Annotated in this window: 26 protein-coding genes; 11 read left to right on the top strand and 15 right to left on the bottom strand. The window is 65.6% G+C overall.

Going from position 1 to position 26,423, the window contains the following annotated elements:
* Window position 1 precedes the first annotated feature (1 nt).
* The 5 genes from AC1RGE_RS24415 to AC1RGE_RS24395 are packed head-to-tail and all read right to left on the bottom strand — an operon-like array spanning window position 2 to window position 4,817.
* Window positions 2-625 (bottom strand): lysophospholipid acyltransferase family protein, encoded by a 624-nt coding sequence (locus AC1RGE_RS24415; RefSeq protein WP_011064364.1) that lies wholly within the window; start codon window positions 623-625, stop codon window positions 2-4.
* Window positions 626-634: 9 nt separating this feature from the next.
* Entirely contained in the window at window positions 635-1,090 is a 456-nt protein-coding gene (locus AC1RGE_RS24410; protein ID WP_015637562.1) for a hypothetical protein, read from the bottom strand.
* Window positions 1,080-2,426, bottom strand: a complete 1,347-nt coding sequence (locus AC1RGE_RS24405) for a phosphatase PAP2/dual specificity phosphatase family protein (RefSeq protein WP_492585165.1) — start codon at window positions 2,424-2,426, stop codon at window positions 1,080-1,082. Before AC1RGE_RS24405 ends, AC1RGE_RS24410 begins: the two co-directional genes overlap by 11 nt.
* Window positions 2,426-4,183, bottom strand: a complete 1,758-nt coding sequence (locus AC1RGE_RS24400; protein WP_011064361.1) for a bifunctional alpha/beta hydrolase/class I SAM-dependent methyltransferase — start codon at window positions 4,181-4,183, stop codon at window positions 2,426-2,428. Before AC1RGE_RS24400 ends, AC1RGE_RS24405 begins: the two co-directional genes overlap by 1 nt.
* 10 nt (window positions 4,184-4,193) lie before the next feature.
* The gene (locus tag AC1RGE_RS24395) at window positions 4,194-4,817 is read right to left on the bottom strand and encodes a CDP-alcohol phosphatidyltransferase family protein (RefSeq protein ID WP_011064360.1); all 624 of its coding nucleotides are present in this window, start codon (window positions 4,815-4,817) and stop codon (window positions 4,194-4,196) included.
* Between the two features lie 245 nt (window positions 4,818-5,062).
* Between AC1RGE_RS24395 and hflK (AC1RGE_RS24390) the strand changes: the two genes are divergently transcribed.
* The 8 genes from hflK (AC1RGE_RS24390) to cfaB all read left to right on the top strand — a co-directional run bounded on the left by hflK (AC1RGE_RS24390) (window position 5,063) and on the right by cfaB (window position 14,325).
* On the top strand, window positions 5,063-7,000 hold the full coding sequence (gene hflK, locus AC1RGE_RS24390; protein ID WP_492585163.1) for a protease modulator HflK: 1,938 nt from the start codon (window positions 5,063-5,065) through the stop codon (window positions 6,998-7,000).
* Entirely contained in the window at window positions 6,997-8,037 is a 1,041-nt protein-coding gene (gene hflC / locus AC1RGE_RS24385) for a protease modulator HflC (protein ID WP_019093399.1), read from the top strand. Before hflK (AC1RGE_RS24390) ends, hflC begins: the two co-directional genes overlap by 4 nt.
* Window positions 8,034-9,092 carry a protease modulator HflK gene (gene hflK / locus AC1RGE_RS24380; RefSeq protein WP_019093400.1) on the top strand — a complete coding sequence of 353 codons (1,059 nt, stop codon included), beginning with the start codon at window positions 8,034-8,036 and terminating at the stop codon, window positions 9,090-9,092. The genes hflC and hflK (AC1RGE_RS24380) overlap by 4 nt, the downstream gene beginning before the upstream one ends.
* Window positions 9,089-10,993 carry a cation-translocating P-type ATPase gene (locus tag AC1RGE_RS24375; protein WP_015637557.1) on the top strand — a complete coding sequence of 635 codons (1,905 nt, stop codon included), beginning with the start codon at window positions 9,089-9,091 and terminating at the stop codon, window positions 10,991-10,993. The genes hflK (AC1RGE_RS24380) and AC1RGE_RS24375 overlap by 4 nt, the downstream gene beginning before the upstream one ends.
* Before the next feature lie 118 nt (window positions 10,994-11,111).
* Window positions 11,112-11,363, top strand: coding sequence for a BufA2 family periplasmic bufferin-type metallophore (gene bufA2, locus AC1RGE_RS24370; RefSeq protein ID WP_011064355.1), 252 nt, complete (start codon window positions 11,112-11,114; stop codon window positions 11,361-11,363).
* A 65-nt stretch (window positions 11,364-11,428) separates the two neighbouring features.
* Window positions 11,429-12,274, top strand: coding sequence for an MNIO family bufferin maturase (gene bufB / locus AC1RGE_RS24365; RefSeq protein WP_072451912.1), 846 nt, complete (start codon window positions 11,429-11,431; stop codon window positions 12,272-12,274).
* Window positions 12,265-13,053: an HvfC/BufC family peptide modification chaperone gene (locus AC1RGE_RS24360; protein ID WP_492585161.1), complete on the top strand. Its 789-nt coding sequence runs from the start codon at window positions 12,265-12,267 to the stop codon at window positions 13,051-13,053. The genes bufB and AC1RGE_RS24360 overlap by 10 nt, the downstream gene beginning before the upstream one ends.
* An 84-nt stretch (window positions 13,054-13,137) precedes the next feature.
* On the top strand, window positions 13,138-14,325 hold the full coding sequence (gene cfaB / locus AC1RGE_RS24355) for a C17 cyclopropane fatty acid synthase CfaB (RefSeq protein ID WP_011064352.1): 1,188 nt from the start codon (window positions 13,138-13,140) through the stop codon (window positions 14,323-14,325).
* 9 nt (window positions 14,326-14,334) lie between these two features.
* On the opposite strand, the gene cls is transcribed toward cfaB, so the two are convergent.
* Window positions 14,335-15,774: a cardiolipin synthase gene (gene cls / locus AC1RGE_RS24350; RefSeq protein ID WP_492585159.1), complete on the bottom strand. Its 1,440-nt coding sequence runs from the start codon at window positions 15,772-15,774 to the stop codon at window positions 14,335-14,337.
* Window positions 15,775-15,905: 131 nt separating this feature from the next.
* On the opposite strand from cls, the gene AC1RGE_RS24345 reads away from it, so the two are divergent.
* Complete coding sequence (locus tag AC1RGE_RS24345) at window positions 15,906-16,430, top strand: DUF3617 domain-containing protein (RefSeq protein ID WP_492585157.1); 525 nt, start codon at window positions 15,906-15,908, stop codon at window positions 16,428-16,430.
* A gap of 35 nt (window positions 16,431-16,465) precedes the next feature.
* On the opposite strand, the gene thrS is transcribed toward AC1RGE_RS24345, so the two are convergent.
* From thrS to folE2, 8 genes are read right to left on the bottom strand one after another with little or no spacing between them, the layout of a single operon-like run.
* On the bottom strand, window positions 16,466-18,355 hold the full coding sequence (thrS, locus tag AC1RGE_RS24340; protein ID WP_492585155.1) for a threonine--tRNA ligase: 1,890 nt from the start codon (window positions 18,353-18,355) through the stop codon (window positions 16,466-16,468).
* Between the two features lie 26 nt (window positions 18,356-18,381).
* Entirely contained in the window at window positions 18,382-19,716 is a 1,335-nt protein-coding gene (locus AC1RGE_RS24335) for a dihydroorotase (protein WP_019093404.1), read from the bottom strand.
* 2 nt (window positions 19,717-19,718) lie between these two features.
* The gene (locus AC1RGE_RS24330) at window positions 19,719-20,279 is read right to left on the bottom strand and encodes a gamma carbonic anhydrase family protein (RefSeq protein ID WP_011064347.1); all 561 of its coding nucleotides are present in this window, start codon (window positions 20,277-20,279) and stop codon (window positions 19,719-19,721) included.
* Entirely contained in the window at window positions 20,269-20,712 is a 444-nt protein-coding gene (gene hisI / locus AC1RGE_RS24325; RefSeq protein ID WP_019093405.1) for a phosphoribosyl-AMP cyclohydrolase, read from the bottom strand. Before hisI ends, AC1RGE_RS24330 begins: the two co-directional genes overlap by 11 nt.
* Window positions 20,709-21,593 (bottom strand): metal ABC transporter substrate-binding protein, encoded by an 885-nt coding sequence (locus AC1RGE_RS24320; protein ID WP_019093406.1) that lies wholly within the window; start codon window positions 21,591-21,593, stop codon window positions 20,709-20,711. Before AC1RGE_RS24320 ends, hisI begins: the two co-directional genes overlap by 4 nt.
* A gap of 11 nt (window positions 21,594-21,604) precedes the next feature.
* Window positions 21,605-22,471, bottom strand: coding sequence for a metal ABC transporter permease (locus AC1RGE_RS24315; RefSeq protein ID WP_103407634.1), 867 nt, complete (start codon window positions 22,469-22,471; stop codon window positions 21,605-21,607).
* On the bottom strand, window positions 22,471-23,136 hold the full coding sequence (locus tag AC1RGE_RS24310; protein ID WP_015637547.1) for a metal ABC transporter ATP-binding protein: 666 nt from the start codon (window positions 23,134-23,136) through the stop codon (window positions 22,471-22,473). Before AC1RGE_RS24310 ends, AC1RGE_RS24315 begins: the two co-directional genes overlap by 1 nt.
* Window positions 23,136-24,029, bottom strand: a complete 894-nt coding sequence (gene folE2, locus AC1RGE_RS24305) for a GTP cyclohydrolase FolE2 (protein ID WP_015637546.1) — start codon at window positions 24,027-24,029, stop codon at window positions 23,136-23,138. Before folE2 ends, AC1RGE_RS24310 begins: the two co-directional genes overlap by 1 nt.
* Before the next feature lie 129 nt (window positions 24,030-24,158).
* Here folE2 and AC1RGE_RS24300 point away from each other — a divergent pair, with 129 nt between their 5' ends.
* On the top strand, window positions 24,159-25,382 hold the full coding sequence (locus AC1RGE_RS24300; RefSeq protein ID WP_401260566.1) for an N-acetylmuramoyl-L-alanine amidase: 1,224 nt from the start codon (window positions 24,159-24,161) through the stop codon (window positions 25,380-25,382).
* Between the two features lie 109 nt (window positions 25,383-25,491).
* On the opposite strand, the gene AC1RGE_RS24295 is transcribed toward AC1RGE_RS24300, so the two are convergent.
* Window positions 25,492-25,869, bottom strand: a complete 378-nt coding sequence (locus AC1RGE_RS24295; protein WP_015637544.1) for a hypothetical protein — start codon at window positions 25,867-25,869, stop codon at window positions 25,492-25,494.
* A gap of 121 nt (window positions 25,870-25,990) precedes the next feature.
* On the opposite strand from AC1RGE_RS24295, the gene dksA reads away from it, so the two are divergent.
* Window positions 25,991-26,395 (top strand): RNA polymerase-binding protein DksA, encoded by a 405-nt coding sequence (gene dksA, locus AC1RGE_RS24290; protein ID WP_011064339.1) that lies wholly within the window; start codon window positions 25,991-25,993, stop codon window positions 26,393-26,395.
* Window positions 26,396-26,423 lie beyond the last annotated feature (28 nt).

The following is a 26,423-nucleotide window of genomic DNA, read 5'->3' as shown; positions in this document are numbered from 1 at the left end:
CTCAGGCGTGCTCCGGGGCCAGGGCCAGCAGCGCGGCGCGGCTGCGTTCGAGGAAGTGTTCCTTGGTTTCGTCTTCTTCCAGGGTCAGGGGGGCGCCGAAACTGGTGGTGCACAGCAGCGGCAGGGGCAGGAAGCGGCCCTTGGGCATGACCCGGTTGAGGTTGGCGATCCACACCGGAATCACCTCAACCTGTGGATAACGTTTGGCCAGGTGGTAGATCCCGCTCTTGAACGGCAGCAGGCCGTCTTCGGGGTTGCGCGTGCCTTCCGGGAAGATGATCAGCGAGTCGCCGTTCTCCAGGGCATCGATCATGGGTTGCAGGGGGTTGTTATCCACAGCCTCCTTGCGCTCGCGGTCGATCAGCACGCCGTTGAACACCCGATTGATGATGTAGCGGCGCAGGTTGCTTTTCTGCCAGTAGTCGGCGCCGGCCACGGGCCGCGTCAGTTTGCGCAGGGCCGGCGGCAGGGAGGCCCAGAGCAGTACGAAGTCGCCGTGGCTGCTGTGGTTGGCGAAGTAGATCCGCTGCACCGCGCGCGGTGCCGAGCCCAGCCACAGGCTGCGGGCGCCGGTGATGCTGCGGGCGGCGGAGGTGATGAGATTGGCGACCAGGGGTTCGAACATGGGCATTCCTTATCCGGCAAAGGTCAGCCAGGGGCTGACCAGGATCACGCTCAGTATCACCAGCACTTGTGCTGCCAGCAGTAATGCCTGGCGGCGCAGCAGGCCCAGGGCCCCGCGGCTGCGTTGGTCCCAGGGCCGGCCGCCGCGCTGCGCGGGTTGCAGGCCGAGGGCGCTCAGGGCCTGGTCCAGGGCCTGGGTACTGTGTTCCAGGGTAGTTGGGGCGTCGGCCACGCGTTGAAACAGGTCGGCGTCGAAGGCTACCCGCAGCGCCAGGTACTTTTCCACAAGCCCCAGCAGCACTAGGGCCAGGCTGACCAGCAGCCCGCCCAGGGTGACGCTGGTCAGCAGGTACTGGCCCAGGCCATACAGCGCGCCGAGCAGGGTCAGGCCTGTGGATAACTGATCCAGGGCGCGGCCCCGGCGCAGCAGGCTGGCCACGCTGTAGAGCTGCATTTCAGTGGACATGGGCCGTTCTCCCGGCGCTGCTCAGGGCTTGCAGCGCCTGGCGGTGGGCGGGGTGCAGGACGATCTGCGGGCGGGCCCGCTGGATCTGCACGATGGCGGCATCCACCGTGGCTGCGCGGCCGCTGTGCAGCAGCCAGGCGGCAATCGCCGTGGCGCTGCGCGAATAACCCAGGGCGCAGCACACCAGCAGCGGCCCTTGCTGGCGCAGGCGTTCGATGGCGTGGGCGGCGGCCAGGCACTGCTCGGCACTGGGGGCGCACAGGTCCAGCACCGGCAGGCTCTGGTAGGCCCGCAGCCCGCGGCTGTCCAGGGACAGCTCGGCGCACAGGTCGAGCACGGCGTCGAACGGGCTGTCCTTGAGCTCGGCCGGTGTCGGCAGGCGCCCGAGCCAGACGTTATCCACAACCGGGTCCGGCTGTGGATGTTTTTTTGTCCACAGCCGCGAGTTGATCCAGGCCGCCGCCAGGTAAGGCGCCAGCAACCAGCGTGCAGCGGGGCTGAGGCTGCCGTCCTGGCGCTTCTGGAAACCCTCGGCACCCAGCAGGGCGTAGTTCAAGGCCACCAGCAACAGCGCCACGCCGGGCCAGATCAGCCACAGCGCGGCGCCGCCCCAGGCAAAGGCTGCCCCGGCGAACAGCGCCGCACCCAGGCCATAGCGCAGGGCCAGCTGGCGGCGCTTCGGGTCCTGGGCCGCACGGGCACTGAACAATGGGCTGGGACGGTCCAGCGGCCATAGCCAGACACACAGCCAGCCGGCCAGGGCGCCTGTGGGTACATCGATGAAGTGGTGTTGATAAGTGCTCAGCACCGAGACCCCGATCAGCGCGAACCAGCCATGCACCAGCCAGCGCCAGAAACCCTGGGTATGCCGTGCGTAGCAGACCCAGAGCACCACCAGCAGGGCGATGTGCAGCGACGGCGCCTGGTTGAAGGGCTTGTCGAAGCCGGCCAGCACCGCGAACAGCCAGCCGAAAACCCCGTCCAGTTCCGGCCGGGAGAAGGTGAAGCTCAATGGCCAGATCAGGAAGCAACTGACCGCGATCACCTGGGCGGTGAGCAGGCGCAGGGCGTGGCGCTTGAGCTCGTCACGGCTGCGCGGCAACAGCAGGGAGAAGCCGTAGAGCAGGTCGATGGACCAGTAGGGCACGATGGTCCAGCCCCAGAACGGCATGTGCCGTTCCCAGTCGAAGACCATGCTGCCGACGTCGTCGCGCTGGGCGGTGACCCAGGTGGCGAAGCCGTAGGTGCTGAAGAACAGCGGTGCCAGCAACAGCAGCCAGAGCACCGCGGGTTTCAGCAGGCCCGGCTCCCGGGCCGGCAAGGCGCCTGCGGCCATCATTGCACCCGTTGCGCCAGGGATACGCTGAAAATCCCCCATTCATCCACACGCATGGTGACCTTGCGAAAGCCGGCGGCCTCCACCAGTTGGTCCATCTCCGCCTGGGTGCGGCGGCGCATGACCCAGGCCTGGCCTTCGCGGTGGCTGGTCAGGGCGCGGGCGATCAGTTCCAGCTGCGGGTGCCACGGCTGGCCGGTGTACACCAGGTAGCCGCCGGGCTCCACGGCACTGGCCAGGCCCGCCAGGGAGCCGCCGACCATCTGGTTGTCGGCGAACAGCTCATAGAGCCCGGAGACCACCGCCAGGGTGGGTTTCGGGTCCAGGGCTGCGAGGTCCTCGCGGTCGAAGGCGTTGCCTTTGACGAAGCGGGCGATGTCCCCCAGGCCTTTTTCCTGGATCAGCGCACTGCCGTCGCGCACGTTGATATCGCTGTAGTCGCGCAGCAGGATCGATTCCGGCAGCGGGCTGACCCCTTGCAGGGCTTCGAGGATGTAGCGGCCGTGGCCGGCGGCGATATCGACGATGCGCACTTCGCTGTTTTGCTCACGGAGTTTTTCCATGGCCAGGCGCAGCAGTTCTTCCACATGCAGCTTGCGCTGGCGGATGCCGCGCCAGCCGATGGAGTTCAGGTAGTTCTGGTCGATCATCCGGCCCAGTGCGGAATGCCCGGTGGGGCGGTTGCGGTAGACGTAGTCCAGGGTGCTGCCGGAGTCGAAACCGGTGTCGAAGCCCAGCTTGACCCCCGCCGACAGCTGGCTGCCCAGGCGCATGCTGGCGCGGGTGGCGCGCCAGTACAGGTCGCGCAGGGAATTGTGCGGCAGCGGCGCGGCCAGGGCTTCGGACTCGGCGCAGGTAACGCCCAGGCGGTCGGCGTCCAGCAGGGCAGGGCGGTTCAGCGGGCGCTCGAAATTCTGCAGGATGAAGCGACGGATGCTGGCCATGGCCGGCGCCCGGTTCTTTTCCCCCAGGGTGTCGTGGAAGAAGCCCGGGAGGATGTGCTTTTCCTTGTGCAGGCTGCCCAGGCGCTCGAAGAACTGCTCCTGGGGCTTGCGATGCACCACGAAGTCGGAGCCGGAGATCAGCAACTGGGTCGGCACCTGGATCGCCTGGGCGTCGGCTACCACCCGGTCTGCCGCTTCATACAGGCCCAGCAGTACATTCACCGAGATCGCCTTGGTGATCAGTGGGTCGCTGTCATAGCTGCGGACCCGCTCCGGGTCGTGGCTCAGGAAGCGCGCCTTGACGTAGCTGTTGACGAAGAAGTTGCCACGAAAGCGCCGCATCAGGGCCAGGCCGGGCCGGGCGAAGGGCACGTACAGCTTGACCTTGAACGCCGGCGAGGCCAGCACCAGGGAGCGGATGCGCGGCGCGTAGTCGTGGACCCAGGTGGACGCGATCACCGCGCCCACGCTCTGGGCCACCACGGCGATGTTTTCCTCGGCGATCCCGTGGGCGCTGCCCAGGTGATCACAGAAGGTCTGCACGTCGCGCACGCTGGTAGCGAAGCTCGGGCTGTCGCCACGGGCGCCCGGCGACTGGCCATGGCCACGGGCGTCCCAGGCGAAGAAATCGAACTGGGGCAGGTTCAGCTCTTCCACCAGGTGGGCAATGCGCCCGGAGTGTTCGTGACCGCGGTGGAACAGCATCACCGCTTGCCGCGGTTCGCCAGGGGCCACTTCAGTGGCTGGCCAGTGGCGGTAGAACAGTTCGACACCGTCATGGGTTCGGAACGTCTGGTGTTGAGCGTCGCGCATAGCCATTTCCTTATGCAGAGGGAGCATTGTGCTGAACTTCTTTGAGGCCCTGGCGGACCCGATTGATCAGGGTGTAGACCAGCAGTGCGGCCACCAGTGCCAGCACGCCGTTTATCCACAGGGCGCTGAGCCAGCCCAGGGCGATGCCGGTGGCCAGCACGCCGAGGATGAAGGCGCGGTCGCTCTTGCCCATGGGCCCGTCGTAGCGCCGCGAGGCCCCGACCATGGGCCCGAGCACCCCGGCGTATTCACTGAACAGCGCCAGCAGGGTCACGGCCAGCACCAGCAGCAGGCTGGCCCCGGGCAACAGGGCGAAAGGCAGGATCAGGGCGCTGTCGGCGACCACGTCGCAGAGTTCGTTGAGGTAGGCCCCCAGGCGCGATTGCTGGCCGAATTCCCGCGCCAGCATGCCGTCGATGGCATTGAGCGCCATGCGCAGGATCATCCACAGGGGAATCAGGGCGAACAGCCAGGCATGGCCGGGGAACAGGGCGATGACGGTGCCGACCAGGACCGAGATGACGGCGGCCAGGACAGTGATCTGGTTGGCCGTGGTGCCGTTGTCGTACAGGCGCTGCACCAACGGCCGCAGCAGGTTCTGAAAGCGCGGTTTGAGCTGGTAAATCGAGAGCATGATGGGACGGTTCCTTGTCGCACGCGGTGAGCAGGGCTGGATTATTGCCTTAAATGCCAGGGGGCTGACATCAGAAGTTTTGTCATGAGCAAACAGCTGTCTCTGTGTCTACGACGTACGCAATAGATGAAAAGGCATGGCGGGGGACAAAAATTTCACTCGGCTCGTTATATAGTAACGAATTGTTTCGAATTTCTTCGGCCCGTGGGTTTATCCACAGGGCCGGACCAGAGCGGCGGGGTGGTATGCAAGTCGATCTTGAGACGCAAGGTGGCGAGGTGGCTGCCTTGCCACGGTTTCAGCAGGCGGCGTCCCATGCGGCGCGTTTGCAGCGCTGGGGCGCCGCTTTGCTGGGCCTGGCGGTGCTGGGGCTGGTGGCGGCGGTGTTTGTCGATCTGTTTGCGGCGCTGACCATCTGGCCGGCACTGCTGGTGAACCTTTCGTGTGCCTTGCTGGTGGTGGTGGCCGGGCTGCAATCGGCGTGCTGGGTCAGCCGCTGGCGCGAAGAGGTAATCACCCCGGCGCCGGTTGTCACGCCCGAGGCCGGGGAGGATCGGCAGCCACAGGGCCGGCTGGCGGCTGCCCTGACCCTGCGCGGGCGGCGCCTGTTGCAGCAGATCGGCGCGCCTACCCTGTGGCTTGGTGGCTGGTCGCTGCTGATCCTGTATAGCGTGGTGCAGGTGTTCAACCTGTCGTTGCCCGCCACCGCCCTGGGCCTGAGTGCCAGCGTGGTGGCGGTGCTGGCTCTGCTGCTGGCGTTTGCCCTGCTGGTGCTGGAGCGCCAACTGGCCCAGGAGCACCCAGGGGAATGGCCGGAAGCCGGCGCCCTGGCGCAGCTGCTGCGGGCGGCGATTATCTGTTTGCTGGTGAGCGCCCTGTGCCTGTTGTTCAGCAGCGACACGGCCTTGTGGCCAGTACGGCTGGCGGTGCTGACGGGGCTGCTGCCGGCATTGGTGGCCGGCGAGTTGTTGTTGCGCGCGGTGCTGTCGCTGTTCAGCCCACAGCGCGAACAGCTGGAGCCCCGGCTTCTGGCCCACAGTTTTGTTGCCGACATGCTGCGTTGGCCGCCCCAACCCCTGCTCAGCCTGCAGCATGAATTGCACAACCGTTTTGGCATCGATCTGCGGCAGATCTGGGCCTTCGCCTATATGCGCCGGGCCTTTGTACCGGTATTGCTGGTGGTGTTGGCGGTAGGTTGGCTGTTGACCGGCGTTCATGAACTTTCCATGCAAAATCGCGGTATTTACGAGCGTTTCGGCAAGCCGGTACAGGTCTTTGGCCCGGGCCTGCATCTGGGCCTGCCCTGGCCCCTGGGGCGGGTACTGACGGTGGAAAACGGCGTGGTCCATGAACTGGCCACCAGCGTGGGCGAAAACTCGCAGCCGCTTCAAGCGGCCCCCGCCGAAGGCCCGGCCCCCGCCATTGCCAACCGCCTGTGGGATGCCAGCCACGTGAATGACAAATCCCAGGTGATCGCCAGCGGCAATGCCCAGCAACAGAGCTTTCAGATCGTCAACATGGACGTGCGCTTCGTCTACCGCATCGGCCTGGGCGACGCTGCGGCGCTGGCCGCCACTTACAACAGCAGCGATGTGCCGACGCTGATCCGCAGCACCGCCAGCCGCGTGCTGGTGCACGACTTTGCCTCGCGCACCCTCGATGGCCTGCTGGGGCAGGACCGCACCGGGCTGGCCGATGACATCGGCAGGGCCGTGCAGGGCGATCTGGATCGGCTCGACAGCGGGGTGGAGATTCTCGCCACGGTAGTCGAGGCCATCCATCCACCGGCTGGCGCGGCCAATGCCTACCACGGTGTGCAAGCGGCGCAGATTGGCGCCCAGGCGCTGATTTCCCGGGAACGTGGAGCGGCTGCCGAGCAGACCAACCAGGCGCAGTTGCAAGCCAGCGTGGCCCGCGACCAGGCCCAGGCCGATGCGCGCGAAGTGCAGGCGGCGGCCCAGGCTGCCGACCTGCGCTTTGCCGCCGAACAGAAAGCCTTCGCCAGTGCGGGGCAGGCCTTCGTCCTCGAGCAGTACCTGAGCCAACTGAGCCAGGCCAAGCTGCTGATTCTTGATCACCGTCTGGGGGGCGACAGCGCGCCGACCCTCGACCTGCGTACGTTCACCTTGCCGGCCGACCCTTCGGCGCCGCGTAAAGCCGCTCAGCCAGGAGCCGTCCATTGAGCCAGTCCTCCCATTCCCACGATCACGCCGGCCACGACCACGGGCACGGCCATCACCACCATCACGGGCATCACCACCATCATCATGGGGCGCCGGCCGAGGCCGGGCCTTTCCCCTGGCGGCGCATGGGCTGGGCCGTGCTACTGGTGCTGTTTGCCGTGGCCGCGGCGAGCCTAGTGCAAGTGCGCTCCGGCGAAGCCACGGTAATCACCCGCTTCGGCAACCCGGCGCGGGTGCTGCTGGAGCCGGGCCTGAACTGGCGCTGGCCGGCACCCTTTGAAGCGGCGATCCCGGTGGACCTGCGCCTGCGCACCACCTCCAGTGGCTTGCAGGATGTGGGCACCCGCGACGGTTTGCGGATTATCGTCCAGGCCTACGTGGCCTGGCGGGTCCAGGGCGATGCGGACAATGTGCAGCGTTTCATGCGGGCGGTGCAGAACCAGCCGGACGAAGCGGCGCGGCAGATCCGCACCTTTGTCGGTTCGGCCCTGGAAACCACCGCCAGCAGCTTCGATCTGGCCAACCTGGTGAACACCGATGCCAGCCAGGTGCGCATTGCCGACTTCGAAGCGCAACTGCGCCAGCAGATCGAACAGCAATTGCTTTCCACTTATGGAGTGCGAGTGGTGCAGGTGGGAGTGGAGCGTCTGACCCTGCCCTCGGTGACCCTGACCGCCACCGTGGACCGCATGCGCGCCGAGCGTGAAACCATCGCCACGGAACGCACCGCCATCGGCAAGCGCGAAGCGGCGCAAATCCGCTCTGGCGCCGAACGCGATGCGCGGATCGTCCAGGCCGATGCCACGGTGAAGGCCGCGGATATCGAGGCGCAATCCCGGGTTGAAGCGGCGCAGATTTATGGCCGCGCCTACGCCAGTTCCCCGCAGCTGTACAACTTGCTGCGTTCACTGGACACCCTGGGTACTGTGGTGACTCCGGGCACCAAGTTGATCCTGCGCACCGACGCGGCGCCTTTCCGGGTGCTGGTGGATGGCCCGCCAAACCTGCCGGGCAAAGCTGCTGGTTCGCAACCATGAATAAGGTTCCACGTGGAACAAATGAGTTGAGCAGCCCGTGGATCCAGGCCGGGCGTCTGGCATTCATCGCCTTGTACGGGGTGACAGTACTGGCGGCGCTGGCCTGGGCCTTCTCCAATGTGCGGCAGATAGACCCGCAGAACCGGGCCATGGTCTTGCACTTTGGCAAATTGGAAAGGGTGCAGAGCGCCGGATTGCTCTTGGCCTGGCCCCAGCCTTTTGAGCAGGTGGTGCTGCTGCCCGCCGCCGACCGGGTACTGGAGCGGCGGGTGGAGGGTTTGCTGCGTTCCGAGGCGGCTCTGGAAGGGGACCGGGTTGCCACCCTGGCCACGCCTTTGAACGACACCCTGGCCGGGTCCGGTTACCTGCTGACTGGCGATGCCGGTGTGGTACAGCTGGACGTGCGGGTGTTCTACAAGGTCAGCGATCCCTACGCCTATGTGCTCCAGGCTGACCACGTGCTGCCGGCCCTGGATCGGTTGGTGACCCGCAGTGCCGTGGCCCTGACCGCCGCCCGTGACCTGGACACCATCCTGGTGGCGCGCCCGGAACTGATCGGCAGCGACAACCAGGCCGCCGAGCATCGTGAGCGGCTGCGGGGCGATCTGCTGCAAAGCATCAACCAGCGCCTGGCGCAGTTGACCGCCAGCGGCCAGGGCATTGGCGTCGAGGCAACGCGGGTGGATGTGCAATCGAGCCTGCCCGGCCCGGCGGTCAGCGCCTTCAACGCGGTGCTCACTGCCAGCCAGCAAGCCGACAAGGCGGTCGCCAATGCCCGCACCGAAGCGGAAAAGCTGACCCAGGGCGCCAACCAGCAGGCGGACCGCAGCCTGCAAGTGGCCCATGCCCAGGCCAGCGAACGGCTGGCCCTGGCACGGGCCCAGACTGCCACGGTGCAGAGCCTGGCCCAGGCGCAGCGCAACGGCACCGACCCGGAAATGCTGCTGCGTATCTACCGTGAACGCCTGCCGAAGATTCTCGGGCAGGCCGGTTCGGTGACCACGGTCAATCCCCAAGACGATTCACGCCTGATCATTCAGGGAGCCGAACAATGACTGCCACCACCCATGCCGCGCCCCCCGCCAGCATGCTGACCTCGGCCGAGCAACGCAGCGCCGCCCGCCAGTTGACCCTGGCCATGCTCGCCCTGGGGCTTCTGGCCCTTGGCCTGGTCTGGCGCTGGCTGGCCCCAGGGCAGGTGGGCGTCAGCCAGTTGCTGTTGGGTGTCGCCTCGCTGCTGGTGGCGGTGCCGGTGATGCGCTCGGCCTGGTTCAGCCTGCGTTACCCGAGCCTGCACGGCATTACCGACCAACTGATCGCCCTGGCGATGCTCGGCGCCTGGGCCACTGGCGACCTGCTGACCGCGGCCCTGTTGCCGATCATCATGATCTTCGGCCACGTACTGGAAGAGCGCAGCGTGATCGGCTCCCAGGAAGCCATCGACGCCCTGGGCCGCTTGACCCGCAGCCTGGCGCGACAGGTACGGGCCGATGGCAGCGTCGTGGAAGTGGACAACGCCAGCCTCAAGGCCGGCGACCTGGTGGAAGTACGCGCCGGCGATCGGGTGCCCGCCGATGGTCTGGTGGTGTCCGGCCAGGCGAGCCTGGATACCGCGCCGATCACTGGCGAATCGGTCCCCCTGGAAGCGGTTCAGGGCATGCAGATATTTGGCGGCGCAATCAATCTCGATGGGCTGTTGCGTGTGCAGGTCACCCGTACCGGCGAGGAGTCGACCTTGGGCAAGGTGATTGCCCTGATGCAAAGCGCCGAGCGCGCCAAGCCGCCCATCACCCGTTTGCTGGAGCGCTATGCCGGCAGTTACATGGTGCTGGTGTTGCTGTTGGCGGCGGTGACCTGGTTCATCACCAACGATGCCCAAGCCATGCTCGCGGTGCTGGTGGCGGCCTGTCCCTGCGCGTTGGTGCTGTCGGCGCCGGCCACCGCCATCGCCGGAATCGCTGTGGCCGCGCGCCACGGCATCCTGATTCGCAGTTCGGCCTTTCTCGAGGAGCTGGCGGACCTGACCTCCCTGGTCGTGGACAAGACCGGAACCCTGACGTACGGCACCTTGCGTTTGCAGGCCATCGACAGCCCCCGGGAAGACCAGCGAAGCCTGCTCACTCTGGCCGCCAGCCTCGGCTCGGCCAGCAGCCACCCGGTCAGCCGGGCCCTGGCAGGGCTGGTGCCCCAGGAAGAGCAATGGCCACTGGGGGACATTCATGAACGCCAGGGCCTGGGTGTGGTGGCCCGTACCGAGGAGGGCGAAGCGGCCCTTGGCCGCCCGGAGCTGTTCCGCCAGTTGGGTATCGATACCAGCCCGGTGCCGGGGCACGACGGGCCGATTGCCGGCCTGGCGCTTGATGGCGAATTTCTCGGTTGGCTGTTGCTGGCCGACAGCGTCAAACCCGAGGCCCGGCATGCCCTGGGCGAGTTGCGCGAACTGGGGTTGGGCCGGCAGTTGCTGCTCACCGGCGACCGCCAGAGTGTGGCCGACAGCCTGGCGCTGGAAGTGGGAATCGCCGACGTCGAGGCCCAGGCCCTGCCGCAAGACAAGCTTGAGCGGGTACTGGAGGAGATCGACAAGGGCTTCCGGCCGATGGTGGTCGGCGACGGCATCAACGACTCCCTGGCTCTCAAGGCCGGGGTGGTGGGGGTGGCCATGGGCGCCGGTGGTGCGGACATCGCCCTGGCTTCGGCGGATGTGGTGCTGATCGGCAGCGACCTGCGACGCCTGGGCACCTGCGTGCGCCTGAGCCGTGAATGCCGGCGGACCTTGCAGGTCAACGTGATCATCGGCCTGGGCTGGACCCTGGCCATCGTCGCCTTTGCCGCGTTCGGCTGGCTGGGGGCGGCGGGGGCGATGATCGCTGCGGTGCTGCACAACCTGAGCACCTTGCTGGTGCTGGGCAATGCCGGTCGCCTGCTGCGTTTCCAGGAGCCGCTGTTGAAGCTGTAGACGCCGCCGCGCAGTTTTTTTCATCCCGGCTGTAACGCCGGGATGCTTCCTCTCTCTAGTGCTATGACGGGATTGCACAAGCACCCGCCGATCCCCTGCGACTATTGAGGAAACAAAAATGAACATGAAGAAAACCGCCGCCGGCGCTGCCCTGGCTTTTGCTGCCGCCACGCTGTTTGCCGGTGTCGTGACTCAAGCGTCTGCTGCCGATGCCCAGGTGCACTGCTACGGCGTCAACGCCTGCAAAGGGCAGAACGACTGCAAGACCAAGGACCACGCCTGCAAGGGCATGGGCGCCTGCAAAGGCCAGGGCTTCAAGGCCATGACCCAGGCCGCGTGTGACAAAGCAGGCGGCAAAGTCGGCGAGTAAGCGGCGTTCGAGTGCTGCCGCAGTGGGGTTGGCAACCACTGCGGCCACTTGGCAAGGAGTTGGCGATGTCTGAATTTTCTTCCAGCCTGGGCTATGGCCTGGGCTTGCGCAGTGCCTACTACCAGCAGATTCTCGACGAGGCGCCGGACGTCGACTGGTTTGAAGTGGTGTCCGAGAACTTCATGGTGCAGGGCGGCAAGGCGCTGTATTACCTGGATGCGATCGCCGAGCGCTACCCCATCGTGATGCACGGGGTGTCGCTGTCCATCGGCGGGCCCCATGCCCTGGACCGGGATTACCTGCTGCGGCTCAGGCAACTGGCCAGCCGGGCAAACCCGGCGTGGATCTCCGATCACCTGTGCTGGAGCCGGGGCAACGCCCATCAACTGCACGACCTGCTGCCGCTGCCCTACACCGAGGAGAGCCTGCACTACGTGGCAGGGCGAGTGCGTCAGGTGCAGGACGTTCTGGAGCGCCCCCTGGTGCTGGAGAACGTCTCCAGTTATGTGCGGGCGGCGGCCGACGAGTTCAGCGAGTGGGAGTTTCTCGCCGCCTTGAGCCAGCTCAGCGGCTGCGAACTGCTGCTGGATGTGAACAACGTCTACGTCAGTTCGCGCAACCATGGTTTCGATCCCTGGCACTTCATCCAGGCGCTGCCGGCGCAGCGCGTGCGGCAACTGCATCTGGCCGGGCACCAGGATTATGGCGACTACGTGATCGATACCCACGACCACCCGGTCTGCGATCCCGTGTGGGCGCTGTATCAACGCACCCTTGAACACCTGGGGCCGGTGGCCACCCTGCTGGAGCGCGACGATCATTTCCCGCCCCTGGAAGAGCTGCTCAGCGAACTGCACAAGGCCCGAGATCTCGGGCAACAGACCCTGGCCGGGAGGCAGCAATGCGCCTGAACGACTGGCAACTGGCTTTTGAAGCCTATCTGTTGGGCGAACAGGCCCAGGCCCGCGCCGTCCTGCAAGACAGCCTGATCGGTGGCCCGACCCTGGATGTCGAGACCGGCCTGGCGATCTATCACAATGCCTACATGGCCCGGTTGCAGGAGGTCATGGCCAGCGACTTCCCGGCCATCCGGCACTGGCTGGGGGATACAGAATTCCAGGCCCTGACGCAGGCCTACATTCGCCAGTGCCCGTCCCGGCATTTCAGCCTGCGCTGGCTGGGGCAGGGCTTTGCCGAATTCATCCTGGGCCATCTGGTGCCGGAGCAGGGCGCCCCCCTGGCGGAACTGGCGCGCCTGGAGTGGGCCTTCACCCTGGCCTTCGACGCAGCCGAAGCCCAGGTGCTGACGGTGGCCGCCATGGCCGGGCTGGATGTCGAGCAATGGCCGCAGCTGCAACTGCGCCTGGCGCCCTGTGTGCAATGGCTCGACTGCCGCTACAACAGCGTGGCCCAGTGGCGCGCGGTCAAGGAGCAGGCGGATTTCCCCCGCAGTGCTTTACTCGATCAGCAGCAGCTGTGCCTGGTCTGGCGAGCGGACCGGGTCTGCCGTTATCGCAGCCTGCCAGCCGAAGAGGCCACAGCGCTGCGGGGCATGATCGAGCAACGGTGGAATTTTGCGGAACTCTGCGCCGGGCTGGCCGTCACTTATGCCGAGGGGGCCCCGCTGCAGGCGGTTACCTGGTTGAAACAGTGGGTCGAAGATGGCCTGGTGATGCGCAGCGAATCATAGAAAACCACTATCAAATCGATAGCCTGCTATTTTCTAGGATGGTCTACCCTCATTTCAGACGTCTGAAACAAGGGGGGATTTTCCATGCTCGCGCAACTTCCACCGGCCTTACAGAATCTGCATTTGCCTTTACGCCTGCGGCTCTGGGACGGCCATGAATTCAATCTGGGGCCGGAGCCCAACGTCACGATCGTGGTCAAGGACCCGCAATTGGTGGCGCAGCTGACTCACCCTAGCCTGGACGCCTTGGGGGGCGCCTTTGTCGAGGGCAAACTGGAACTGGAAGGTTCCATCAGCGAAGTCATCCGGGTCTGCGACGAACTGAGCCAGGCTTTGCTCGACGATGACGACGGCAACCAGCCGGTGCGCTCGCTGCACGACAAGGCGACCGACGCTGCCGCGATTTCCTATCACTACGACCTTTCCAACGCCTTCTACCAACTGTGGCTCGACAGCGACATGGCCTATTCCTGCGCCTATTTCGAGACCGGAAGCGAGTCTCTGGAACAGGCCCAGCAAGCCAAATTCCGCCACCTGTGCCGCAAGCTGCGCCTGCAACCGGGGGACTACCTGCTGGATGTCGGGTGCGGCTGGGGCGGGCTGGCCCGCTACGCCGCCCGTGAGTTCGGCGCCAAGGTGTTCGGCATCACCTTGAGCAAGGAACAGCTGGCCCTGGCCCGCGAGCGAGTGACCGCCGAAGGCCTGGACGACCTGGTGGACCTGCAACTGCTGGATTACCGCGACCTGCCCCAGGATGGCCGCTTCGACAAGGTGGTCAGTGTCGGCATGTTCGAGCACGTCGGCCACGCCAACTTGCCGGAGTACTGCCAGACCCTGTTCAGGGCCGTGCGCGAGGGCGGGTTGGTGATGAACCACGGCATCACCGCCAAGCACACCGACGGCCGCCCGGTGGGCCGCGGGGCCGGGGACTTCATCGAGCGCTATGTGTTTCCCAATGGCGAGCTGCCGCACCTGGCAATGATCTCGGCGTTCATCAGCGAGGCGGGGCTGGAAATTGTCGATGTCGAGAGCCTGCGCATGCATTACGCGCGGACACTGGATCACTGGAGCGAACGCCTGGAAGACAATCTGGAAGCCGCCGCCAGGCAGGTTCCGGAGCAGGCGCTACGGATCTGGCGGCTGTACCTGGCGGGCTGCGCCTATGCCTTTGCCAAGGGCTGGATCAACCTGCACCAGATCCTTGCGGTCAAGCCCCATGCCGATGGCAGCCATGAACTGCCCTGGACCCGGGATGACCTCTATCATCCATAAGCCTGGCCCTTAAAGGATCGGAGAAATCAGCCGCGCGACCCGCATGCCCAGTTGTTGCAGGCGGTGGGTCTGGCGGCTTTCTTCCTTGGCGATTTCCCGGGCCTTGGCGAAGTCGGCTTCCAGCATGTGTTCCACTTCGGTGGCGAAGTCGTCGTCCACCGTCAGCAGCATCACTTCGAAATTCAGGCGGAACGAACGGTTGTCCAGGTTGGCGCTGCCAATGGCGCTGATTTCGTTGTCGATCAGCACCACCTTCTGGTGCAGGAACCCCGGCTGATAGCGGAATACCCGCACCCCGGCGCGCACCGCTTCGAAGGCGTACAGGCTGGAGGCGGCATAGACGATGCGGTGGTCCGGGCGGGCGGGCAGCAGGATGCGCACATCCACGTCCCGCAGCACCGCCAGGCGCAGGGCAGCGAACACCGCCTCATCGGGAATGAAGTACGGGCTGGTGATCCACACCCGCTCGGTGGCCGCGTGGATGGCCTCGACAAAGAACAGCGAGCAGGTTTCGTAGGCATCGGCCGGGCCGCTGGCCAGCAATTGGCAGAGCACACCGTCGTCCGGGTAGGTGTCCGGGAGGATCAGCGGCGGCAGTTCCCGGGCGGCCCAGAACCAGTCTTCGGCAAAGGACTCCTGCAGGCAGGCCACCACCGGGCCGCTGACCTGCACGTGGGTATCGCGCCAGGGCGCCAGGGGCGGCGTCTTGCCCAGGTATTCGTCGCCGACATTATGCCCGCCGACGAACCCCAGCATGCCGTCCACTACCACGATCTTGCGGTGATTGCGGAAGTTCACCTGGAAGCGGTTGAGCCAGCCACTGCGGGTGGCGAAGGCGTGCACCTGGACCCCGGCGTCGCGCAGGGTCTGTACGTAGCTGGCGGGCAGGGAGTGGCTGCCGATGCGGTCGTAGAGCAGGTGGATCGACACGCCCTCGGCGGCCTTTTCCAGCAGCAGGCGTTGCAGGCGCCGGCCCAGGTCATCGTCGTGGATGATGAAGAACTGGATCAGCACCGCCTTGTGGGAGCGGCGGATGGCGTTGAAGATCGCTTCGAAGGTGGCGTCGCCGTTGACCAGCAGGCGTACCTGATTGTTGGCCAGGCACGGCATGCGCCCCAGCTTGGGCATGGCCCGCAGCGAGGCGTAGGCCTTGGAGGCGCGGGCGGTGAGGGCTTCTTCCACCCAGGGACGCCAGTTCAGCTCATTGATGGCCTTGTGCATTTCCACGTTGGCCTGACGCCGGGCCTGGATGTAGGCGTCGAAGGTACTGCGACCAAACACCAGGTAGGGAATCAGGGTCAGGTAGGGCATGAACAGCAGCGACAGGGCCCAGGCGATGGCGCCCTGGGCGGTCCTGACGGTGAGTACCGCGTGGATCGCGGCGATCAACCCGAGAAAATGCAGCAGTGCGATGAGATAGCCGAAGATGTGCGGGCCAAAATAATCCATGGGGCAGCCTTGCTCCTGAAGATTCAATGCCTAACAGACCATGTTCCACGGTGAATGTCGCTATTTTATTCTGCATGCAACACCGTGCCCCGGCTGAAGTCTAACGGCCACTATTGTCTAGGAGTCATTCGATGAAACTTCGTTTACTGGGTTGGGCCTTGGCGGCGGGGTTGGCGCTTCCGGTGGTGGCGCAGGCGCAGATGCTGCAGCCGGGGTTGTGGGAGCTGACCAGCAGCAACATGAAGATCGACGACCAGAACATGCCGGACCTGTCGCTGATTCTCGGCCAGTTGCAGCAGCAGATGACCCCGCAACAGCGGGCGACGCTGGAGAAACAGGGTGTGACCATGGGCGGCAAGGGGATTCGGGTGTGCCTGACACCGGCCCAGGTGCAGTCGGACACCATCCCGCTGCAGGACCCGCAGTCGGGTTGCCAGCAGCAGGTGACCGAACGCAGTGGCAATCAATGGAAGTTCCGCTTCAGTTGCCCCAAGGCCCAGGGCAATGGAGTGGCCACGTTCATCAGCGATCGTGAGTTCACCACCAACGTGGCCGGCACCTTCAACGCCACCGGCCTGCAGCAGAAGGGCAGCATGGACACCCGCGCCGTGTGGCTGGGCCAGGACTGCGGCACGGTCAAACCCCGCGCCTCCTGACTTTTGGCTGACGCTGCCCGTGCCCCGGGCAGCGCCTAGCGCATCCGGGCCAGGGCCTGCTCCAGGCTCAGGCGGCCCAGGTCTTCGCCATTTCGGCTGCGCAGGCTGACGTAGCCTCCGTCCTTTTCCTTTACCCCGACCACCAGCAGGTAAGGCACTTTCTGCAGGCTGTGTTCGCGAATCTTGTAGCCGATCTTTTCGTTGCGCAGATCGGCGCTGGCCCGCAGCCCGTGACGGCGCAAGCTGTCGCTGATGGCCCGGGCGTAGTCGGCCTGGGCTTCGCTGATGTTCAGCACCACCGCTTGTTGCGGTGCCAGCCACAGGGGCAGGGCGCCGCCATGGTGTTCCAGGAGAATGCCGATGAAGCGTTCCAGGGAACCAAACAGCGCCCGGTGCAGCATCACCGGCTGGCAGCGTTCGCCGCGCTCGTCGATGTAGCTGATGGCGAAGCGCTCGGGCAGGTTGAGGTCCACCTGCAGGGTGCCGCACTGCCAGTCGCGACCGATGGCGTCGCGCAGCACGAACTCCAGCTTGGGGCCGTAGAAGGCACCTTCCCCGGGGTTGATCCGGTAGTCGATGTGCATGCTCTGCAAGGCACCGACCAGGGCCTCTTCCAGCTGGTCCCAGACCTCATCGCTGCCGATGCGGTGGTCGGGGCGGGTCGAGAGCTTCACCGCCACCTGGTCGAAACCGAACTCCTTGTAGATGTCGTATACCAGGGCAATGGTGGCGGCGCATTCGCTTTGCATCTGTTGCGGGGTGCAGAAGATGTGGGCGTCGTCCTGGGTGAAATGGCGCACTCGCAACAGGCCGTGCAGGGCCCCTGAAGGTTCGTAGCGGTGGACTTTGCCGAACTCGGCGATGCGCAGTGGCAGGTCGCGGTAACTCTTGCGGCCATGACCGAAGATCGCCACCGCGCCGGGGCAGTTCATCGGCTTGAGGGCGAAGGTGCGCTGGTCTTGCGTGGTGGTGGTGAACATGTGGTCGCGGTAGTTCTGCCAGTGCCCGGAGGTTTCCCAGAGGCCGCGGTCCATCACGTCGGGGGTGTTCACTTCCTGGTAGCCGGCCTGTTCCTGGCGCCTGCGCATGTAGCCGATCAGTTCCTGGAACAGGGTCCAGCCCTTGGCGTGCCAGAACACTGAGCCCGGCGCGCAGTCGTCGAAATGGAACAGATCCAGCTGCTGGCCGAGCTTGCGGTGGTCGCGCTGTTGCGCCTGTTCCAGGCGCAACAGGTAGGCCTCCAGTTCCGGGCGGGTGCCCCAGCAGGTGCCATAGATCCGCTGCAGCGGTGCGTTGCGGGCGTCGCCACGCCAGTAGGCACCGGCCACCTTGGTCAGCTTGAAGGCGCGCAGTTGGCCAGTGGAACGCAGGTGTGGCCCACGGCACAAATCTTCGAAATCCCCCTGACGGTACAGCGAAAGCACGGCATCTGGCGGCAAGTCGCGGATCAGCTCGACCTTGTAGTGCTCGCCCTGGTCGGCGAAATGCTGCAGGGCCTGCTCCCGGGACAATTCCCGGCGGCGCACCGAATGATTGGTGGCGGCCAGGCTATGCATGCGCGCCTCGATCAGTTCCAGGTCCTCTGGGGTGAAGGGGCGCTCGTGGGCGAAGTCGTAGAAGAAGCCATCCTCGATCACCGGGCCGATGGCCACCTGCGCCGAAGGGAACAGCTGTTTCACCGCCATCGCCAGCAGGTGCGCGCAGGAGTGGCGCAGTACTTCCAGGCCCTCGGGGTCGCGGGCGGTGACGATGCTCAAGCGGGCGTCGCTGTGCAACAGGTAGTCACAGTCCACCAGTTGGCCGTTCACTCGCCCGGCCACGGCGGCCTTGGCCAGGCCGCTGCCGATGCTGGCGGCCACCTCGAAAACGGACAACGGCTGGTCATACTCACGGCACGCGCCATCAGGCAGGGTGATGCGGATCATCTTCGGTGGTCCTTGGTGTCGGGCTATTAACGGGTGAAGCGCAGGGGCAGGCCCTGACAGTCGTGGTACAGGCGGCCCTGGTGCCAGGCGAGCTGGCCCGACACCAGGGTGCTGCTGACGCTGTGGCGAAAGCGCTGGCCGGCAAAGGGCGTCCAGCCGCAGTGGGCGAGGATCGGCTGGCTGTCCACGGCCAGGCCTGTGGGCTCGGCGCGGACCAGCACCAGGTCGGCCCAGTAGCCTTCGCGCAGGTAGCCGCGATCGGGAATGGCGAACAGGTCGGCGACTCGGTGGCTGGTTTTTTCCACCAGGGTGGCCAGGGGCAGCACCCGGTCGGCCACCAGTTCCAGCAGCGCTGGCAATGCATGCTGCACCAGCGGCAGGCCGGAGGGCGCGCGGCTGTAAGGCAGCTGTTTCTGCTCCCAGGTATGGGGCGCGTGGTCGGTGCCGATGACATCCAGGCGCTGGCTGTTCAGGGCCTGGCGCAGGGCATCGCGATCGGCCTGGGTCTTGATCGCCGGGTTGCATTTGATCAGGTGGCCGAGGCGCGGGTAGTCGCGGTCATCGAACAGCAGGTGATGCACGCAGACCTCGGCGGTGATGCGCTTTTGCGCCAGGGGCCGGTCCTCGAACAGCGCCAGCTCCCGGGCGCTGGTCAGGTGCAGTACGTGCAGGCGAGTGCCGTGTTTCTTCGCCAGTTCCACCGCCAGGGATGAGGAGCGAAAGCAGGCCTCGGCATCGCGGATGTGCGGGTGGGCGGCGGCGGGAATCTGCTCGCCATAGAGTTGCAGCCAGCGCTGTTGCCGGGCCTGGATGCTGGGGGTGTGTTCGCAGTGGGCCAGGAGCAGGGTCGGCACCTGGCGGAACAGCCGGTCCAGCACCTCGGGATCGTCCACCAGCATGTTGCCGGTGGAGGCCCCCATGAACACCTTGACCCCGGCCACCTCCGTGGGGTCCAGGGCGGCGACGAGGTCGAGGTTGTCGTTGCTGACCCCGAAGTGAAAGCCATAGTTGGCCACCGAAACGCTCGCTGCGCGGCGCTTCTTGTCGTTCAGGGCGGCAAGATCCAGGGTCGCCGGCGAGGTGTTGGGCATGTCCATGAAGCTGGTGATGCCACCGGCCACCGCCGCCCGCGACTCGCTGTACAGGCTGCCCTTGTCCGGCGCGCCGGGGTCGCGAAAGTGCACCTGGTCGTCGATCATGCCCGGCAGCAGCCACTGGCCGCGGGCGTCGATTTCGATCTCGGCGCTGAGGTGGTCCAGGCTGCCGATGGTGTCGATGCGCCCGTGCGCCACCAGCACGTCGGCGTCGAATTCGCGCCCTTCGTTCACCAGGCGGGCGTTGCGGATGAGGATTCGGCTCATGCTCAAAACTCGTTCTGCAGGGCCTTGTAGCCACGCACCAGGTCGACGTTGGTGCGCGCCACGTCTTCGGAAAACTCCGAGGCGCTGACACTCACGGGAGGGAACTGCGCCAGGTCGGTCTTGGGTCCGATGCGGGTGGTGGAGGGCACGTAGAAACCCGGCGGCAGGTCGCGGCCATCCACCACGGAGTTGTGTCGAACCACGCTGCCGTCGCCCACTTCGCAGTTGAACAGCACGCTGTTGAAACCGATGAACACTCGGTCGCCGACCACGCAGGGGCCATGGACGATGGAGCGGTGGGCGATGGAGGTGTGCTGGCCGATGGTCACCGCCGCGCCGGATTTGGAGTGGATCACCACGCCATCCTGGATGTTCGAGTTGGCGCCGATGGTGATGGCTTGCATCTGGCCGCTGGCGTCCACTTCGTCGGCGCGGATCACCGCGTACGGGCCGACGAAGACGTTGTCGCCGATCACTACCTTGCCGCAGATGATGGCCGTCTTGTCGACGTAGGCGGATTCGGCGATCACGGGCAGATCGCCGGAGGGGTTTTTACGAATCATGGCGCGAGTCCTTCAAGGGGGAACTGATGACTTCCACCGCGCCATCGCGAATGGCGTTGTAGAAACAGTTGGGGCGCCCGGTGTGGCAGGCCGGTCCTTGCTGATCCACTAGCAGCAGCACGGCATCGCCGTCGCAGTCCAGGCGCGCTTCGATCAGGCGCTGTCGATGCCCGGAGCTTTCGCCCTTGCGCCACAGGCACCGACGCGAGCGCGACCAGTAGCAGGCCTGGCCGCTGGCCAGGGTTTCGCCCAGGGCCTGGCGGTTCATCCAGGCCAGCATCAGCACCTCGCCGCTGTCGTGCTGCTGGGCAATGGCGGCGATCAGGCCATCGCTGTTCCAGGGCAGGGCGTCGAGCACCGCGGTCAAGGCCCAGCGGCTGCCCTGGGGCGCGGCTTCCAGATCCAGCAGCGACAGCGGTGGGCGGCGGATCATGGTCGGCTCAGGGCCTGGTACAGGGTGTCGAGGTTGTACTCGAACAGGCCGGTGAAGGTACTGGCCGGACCGCTGGCCGAGAGCGCATCGGAGTACAGGGTGCCGCCGATATGGGCGCCGCTTTCGTCGGCGATCTGCTTGAGCAGGCGAGCGTCCTTGATGTTCTCCATGAACACTGCCTTGACCTTGGCGTTGCGGATCTGGGTAATCAGCGCAGCCACTTCGGCGGCTGAAGGTTCACGCTCGGTGGACAGGCCCTGGGGCGCCATGAAGTCGATACCGTAGGCCTGGCCCAGGTAGCCGAAGGCGTCGTGGGAGGTGACGATCTTGCGGTTGCCCGGGGGCAGGGAACCGAGCTTGGCCTTGGCCTCGGCCAGCAGGCGATAGATCTGTTTCAGGTAGGCCTGGCTGTTGCGCTGGTAGTCGGCCTGGTGGGCCGGGTCGGCAGCGATCAGCGCCTTGGTGATGTTGCTCACATAGAGCTCGCTGTTGGCCAGGTTGTGCCAGGCATGAGGGTCGGGAACGCTTTCGCCGTCTTCCTCCAGGGTGCGTGGAATAACCCCGCGGCTGGCAGTGACGACCTGGGCCTGGGTGGCGGTGCTGGCCACCAGACGGTCCAGCCAGGGTTCGAAACCCAGGCCATTCTTGATGATCAGCCGGGCCTTGAGCAGGGCCTTGGCGTCATCCGGGCTCGGCTCGTAGGTGTGGGCATCCTCGTCGGCACCCACCAGGTTGGTGATGTGCACATGCTCACCGCCGACCTGGCGGGTCATGTCGGCGAGGATGCTGAAGCTGGTGACCACCGCCAGCTTGTCCGCCGCCTGGGCAGTAGGCAGCGACAAGGGCAACAGCAGGCTGAACAGCACGAGTAGAGCGCGCATCGGGAAACACCTCATGGGGATGTGAGCAAAGGTGGGCGGTGCAGCAAGCCGTGCACCGGGCCGAACACCACGGACAGCAGGTACAGGCCGCCGGCCACCAGCACGATGGCCGGGCCGCTGGGCAGCGAGTAGTGGAACGACAGCAGCAGGCCGAGCCACACCGAGAGGCAGCCAAACAGCGCGGCGATGCCGATCAGGGCGGGCAGGCGTCGGCTCCAGAAGCGCGAGGCGGCGGCCGGCAGCATCATCAGGCCCACCACCATCAGCGCGCCGATGGCCTGGAAACCTATCACCAGGTTGAGCACCACCAAGGTCAGGAACAGGCCGTGGGCCAGGGGGCCGAGGCAGCTGACGCTGTGCAGGAACAGCGGGTCGAGGGTGTCCAGCAGCAGGGCTTTGTAGATCAGCGCCATGGCCAGCAGGCTGAAGAGCGAGACCAGCAGCATGCCGTTCAGGGTCGGGCCATCCACCGCCAGGGCCGAGCCGAACAGCAGGTGCAAGAGGTCCAGGCGCTTGCCCGCCAGCCCGAGGATCAGCACGCCGCTGGCCAGGGAAATGGGGTAGATGGCGGCGATGCTGGCGTCTTCCCGCAGGCCGGTGCGCCGGGTGATCCAGGCGGCCAGCCCGGCCATGCCCAACCCGGCACCGAGGCCGCCCAGGGTCAGCGCCGGCAGGCTGAGCCCGGCGAACCAGAAGCCCAGGGCGGCGCCCGGGAGAATGCCGTGGGCCACGGCGTCACCGATCAGGCTCATGCGCCGCAAGATCAGGAACACCCCCAAGGGCGCGGTGCTGCAGGCCAGCAGCAGGCCGCCGAGCAGGGCCCGGCGCATGAACATGAATTCGCTGAACGGCTGCCAGAAATGTGCGGCGAAGTGCATCAAGCCACCTGCGCGCAGGATTGTGGGGCGATCAGCTCCAGGCTGGGGCCGAATACGCAGCCACTGCTTTTTACCAGCAGGGTCTGGGGGATGTGCTGGCGCACGGCGGCCAGGTCATGGCAGACCACCACCAGGGTCCGGCCCTGAGCGTGCCAGTTGTACAAGTGGCGCCAGAGCAGGGCCTGGCCTGTTTCGTCGAGGGCGGCGTGGGGCTCGTCCAACAGCAGCAAGGGGGCTTCGGTCAGGCTCAATCGGGCGAGCAGGGCGCGTTGCAATTCACCACCGGAAAGGGCCATCAACGGGCGCTTTTCCAGGCCGCTCAGGCACCAGTCTTCGAGGACCGTGCGCAGCTTTTCTGCCCTGACCCTGGCCGGTTCACGCTTGCCCCAGAAGCCGCCGGCCACCAGTTCTTCCAGGCTGATGGGGAACTGTCGATCCAGGTGTTGCTGCTGCGGCAAGAAGGACAAGCCGCCTCGGGCAGTGCCGAGGTGGATCTTGCCCGCGAGTGGTTTCTGCAGCCCGGCGATGACTTTCAACAAGCTGCTCTTGCCCGACCCGTTGGCGCCAATGATCGCGCTCAGGCTGGCCCTGGGCAGGTGCAGATCCAGGGCTGGAGTCAGGGGTTGCCCCGGAGCGCCCCAACGCAGGTGTTCGCAGCGGATCATCAGGCCTCCCAGTTCCAGCGGCTTTCGGCCACGGCGTCATGGGCATGCAGGCTTTCGGCGTGCACGACCCGCAATTGAAAGGCGTTGATTCCGGGGGAACGGCGCAGGGCTAGGTTCAAGCGGCGGGCGGCGTCTTCGCAAAACATCAGGTTCTGCCCGTTGGCCAGGGCGAAGGCCTGCTCGTCGGCACGCTTGACCGCGGTTTGCACGGCGGTGCCCAGGGCGTTTTCCGCATCGTTGATCAGGGCAATCAACGGCAGTTCGTCGATGAAATCATCCAGGCGCAGATGCAATGCCGCGTTGCTGCGCTGGCTATGGGGCGTCGCGACGATGCCCTGGGGCGATCCCAGCCAGGCCAGGACGTCGGCGTGTTGCAACGGCCGGTTGGCAAAATCTTCGATGAACTGCTGCTGGATCAACTGCCGCGCCAGCGCCGCCGAACAGGGGCAAGTGGAGGAATAAGGCACGTCGATTTTTAGTTCCACGTGGAACATCGCGTTTTTCAGCCGCGCTTCGATACTCAGCGGGTAGCTTTTCCAGCCGGCCAACGGGCTGACCAAGGCCGGGCGTTTCAACAGCAGATCCAACTGAATGCGCAGGTAGGCGCTGTGGGCCAGGCCTTCATGGCTATCGAGAAAACGCTGCAAGATCCGCCGGAGCAGAGCGGGGGTGAGGTTCTCCTGTTCCAGCATTTCCAGGGCCAGATACAAGCGCGACATGTGAATGCCCCGGGCCTCGCCATCGTCGAGGCTGACACCGGCATCGGCCTTGGCTGCGCTTGGCTGGTTGTTGATCACTACAGGTAAGGCAATGCCGCACATGCCCACCCATTCCAGGGGCAAGGCTTGGCGTGAGGCCTGCGCGGCGATATCCGGCAGAGTCAGCGCGTTCATGAACAGGTCCGTCGTGGGAAGTGATTTCACATGTTATATTATAACAATACATTCGATGGGAAATTTTTCCTCGACGGTTGTTTATCTTGTCTTGTGAGTAGGGACGCTCCTTTTTTCGCGGTATTTGCCATGCACAGACGTCAATTGCTCAACCTGCTGTTGGCCGGTACGGCCCTGATGTTTCCCTGGAGTGTCCGCGCCGCGCAGATTCGCAACGCACGATTGTGGAAGGACGCAGAAAAGTTGCGGCTGGTGCTCGATCTGAGCGGCCCGGTGCAATACAAGACCTTCAGCTTGAGTGCCCCGGAGCGCTTGATCATCGACTTGAACGGCGCGCGCCTGAGCGGTGATTTCAGCCAGCTGGCCCTGGCCAACACGGTGATCCGCGCCATTCGCTCCGGGCACTTCGGCCAGGGCGATACGCGGATCGTCCTCGACCTGCGCGAGCCGGTGCAGCTCCACAGTTTTCTCCTGCCGCCCCAGGATGGCCAGGGCCATCGGCTGGTGCTGGATCTGTCCAATGCCACCAGGCTGCCCCTGCCGATCGCTGCGGCCGCCGCGCCGCTGGCCAAGCCCGAGGCCACGACAGGCAAGCCCCATCCCAAGCGCGACATCATCGTGGTAGTAGACCCCGGCCATGGCGGCAAGGACCCGGGCGCCGTGGGGGCCAAGGGCGAACGGGAGAAGGATGTGGTGCTTGCCATCGCCCGCCTGCTGGCCAAGCGGCTCAAGCGCGAGAAGGGTTTCGACGTGAAGCTGGTGCGCAACGATGATTTCTTCGTGCCGCTGCGCAAACGCGTGGAGATTGCCCGCAAGCACCAGGCCGACATGTTCATCTCGGTGCATGCCGATGCCGCGCCGCGGCTTACCGCATCCGGCGCATCGGTGTACGCCCTGTCCGAAGGTGGCGCCACCTCGGCCACCGCGCGCTTGATGGCCCAGCGGGAAAACGGCGCCGACCTGCTGGGGGCGACGACGCTGCTCAACCTCAAGGACAAGGATCCGATGCTGGCGGGGGTGATTGTCGACATGTCGATGAACGCCACCATCGCCGCCAGCCTGCAATTGGGCGGGACTGTGCTGCAGAGTCTGTCGGGCATTACCACCCTGCATCAGAAGCGTGTGGAACAGGCCGGTTTTGCGGTGCTCAAGTCACCGGACGTGCCGTCGATCCTGGTGGAAACCGGCTTCATCTCCAACAGCCGCGACAGCCAGCGCCTGGTCACCGCGCGCCACCAGCAGGCGATTGCCGATGGCCTGTTCAACGGCCTGCAGCGCTACTTCGAGAAAAACCCACCGGTTAACAGCTACATGGCCTGGCTCCAGGAAACCAAGAACAACCGCCCCGCCTGAACGCCGACCTGCAGGAGCCGGCTTGCCGGCGAAGAGGCCGGTGAGTGTTGTGGCTGAGGATGTCTTCGCTGGCAAGCCGGCTTCTACGCAAGAGGTACGGGAAAGGGAGCTAGCAGCCGCTGATGCGGCTGCAGGTGAACTGCCCGCGGCTGCCGCCGGAGCTGGAAAAGCGGTTGCGTGTGGTCCAGCCCACGCGCTGGCTGTAGCCCACCCAGGCCTCGCCGTCGGAGGCCAGGCCGGTGAAGAACGTCAGCTGCCCGTAGCGGCTGTTGGTCTGCGCCCAATAGCGCTTGCCGATCACCTCGAAGCCGCGCAGGTAGGTGGTGCTGCCGGCCGTGGCGACGCTGTAGGCGTTGCCCAGCGGGTCGACGCAGGCCAGCAGAGTGGCGCTGCGGGTGCAGGTGGCCAGGGTACTGGGCACCGCCGCGCTGGCGTGACCAGCCAGCAGCAACAGGCCTGAAAGCAGGGTGGGCAGGACAGGGCGCATGGCGATTCTCGTGACGACAGGGGCGCAGCATCGCGCCCTTCGTCGTGGGCGGCAAGGGAGGGTTGGCTAATTTGTGTTGTTATAATATAACATTAAAACACAGCCTGACCCGTGACTCGCCATGACTGAACAAGACCTTCTCGCCCAACCCGAGACGCACTACATGAACGAAGCCCAGCAGGGCTTCTTTCGCCAGCTGCTGCTGGCCCAGCGCAGTGATCTGCAGGAGCGCATTGCCGGCGAGTTCGACCAGCTGCGCGAGCAGGAACCCCACAGCGACCCCGCCGACATCGGCAGCGCCGAAGAGCAGCGCCAGTGGCAGCTGCGCCTGCTGGAGCGGGAAAAGAAGCTCCTGGACAAGATCGACGAAGCCCTGGAGCGCCTGGCCCGTGGCGAATACGGCTGGTGCCGCGACACCGGCGAGCCCATCGGCCTCAAGCGCCTGCTGCTGCGGCCCACCGCCACCCTGTGTATCGAAGCCAAAGAACGCCAAGAGCTGCGCGAACGCCATCAACGGGCGCTTTGACCCAGCCGCGATCCTGATGAGGAACAAC

The sequence above is a fragment of the Pseudomonas sp. GW823-FHT02C05 genome (assembly GCF_058797595.1).
Note: the sequence above shows the minus strand (reverse complement) of the source record. Positions and strands in the feature narration are given on the sequence as shown.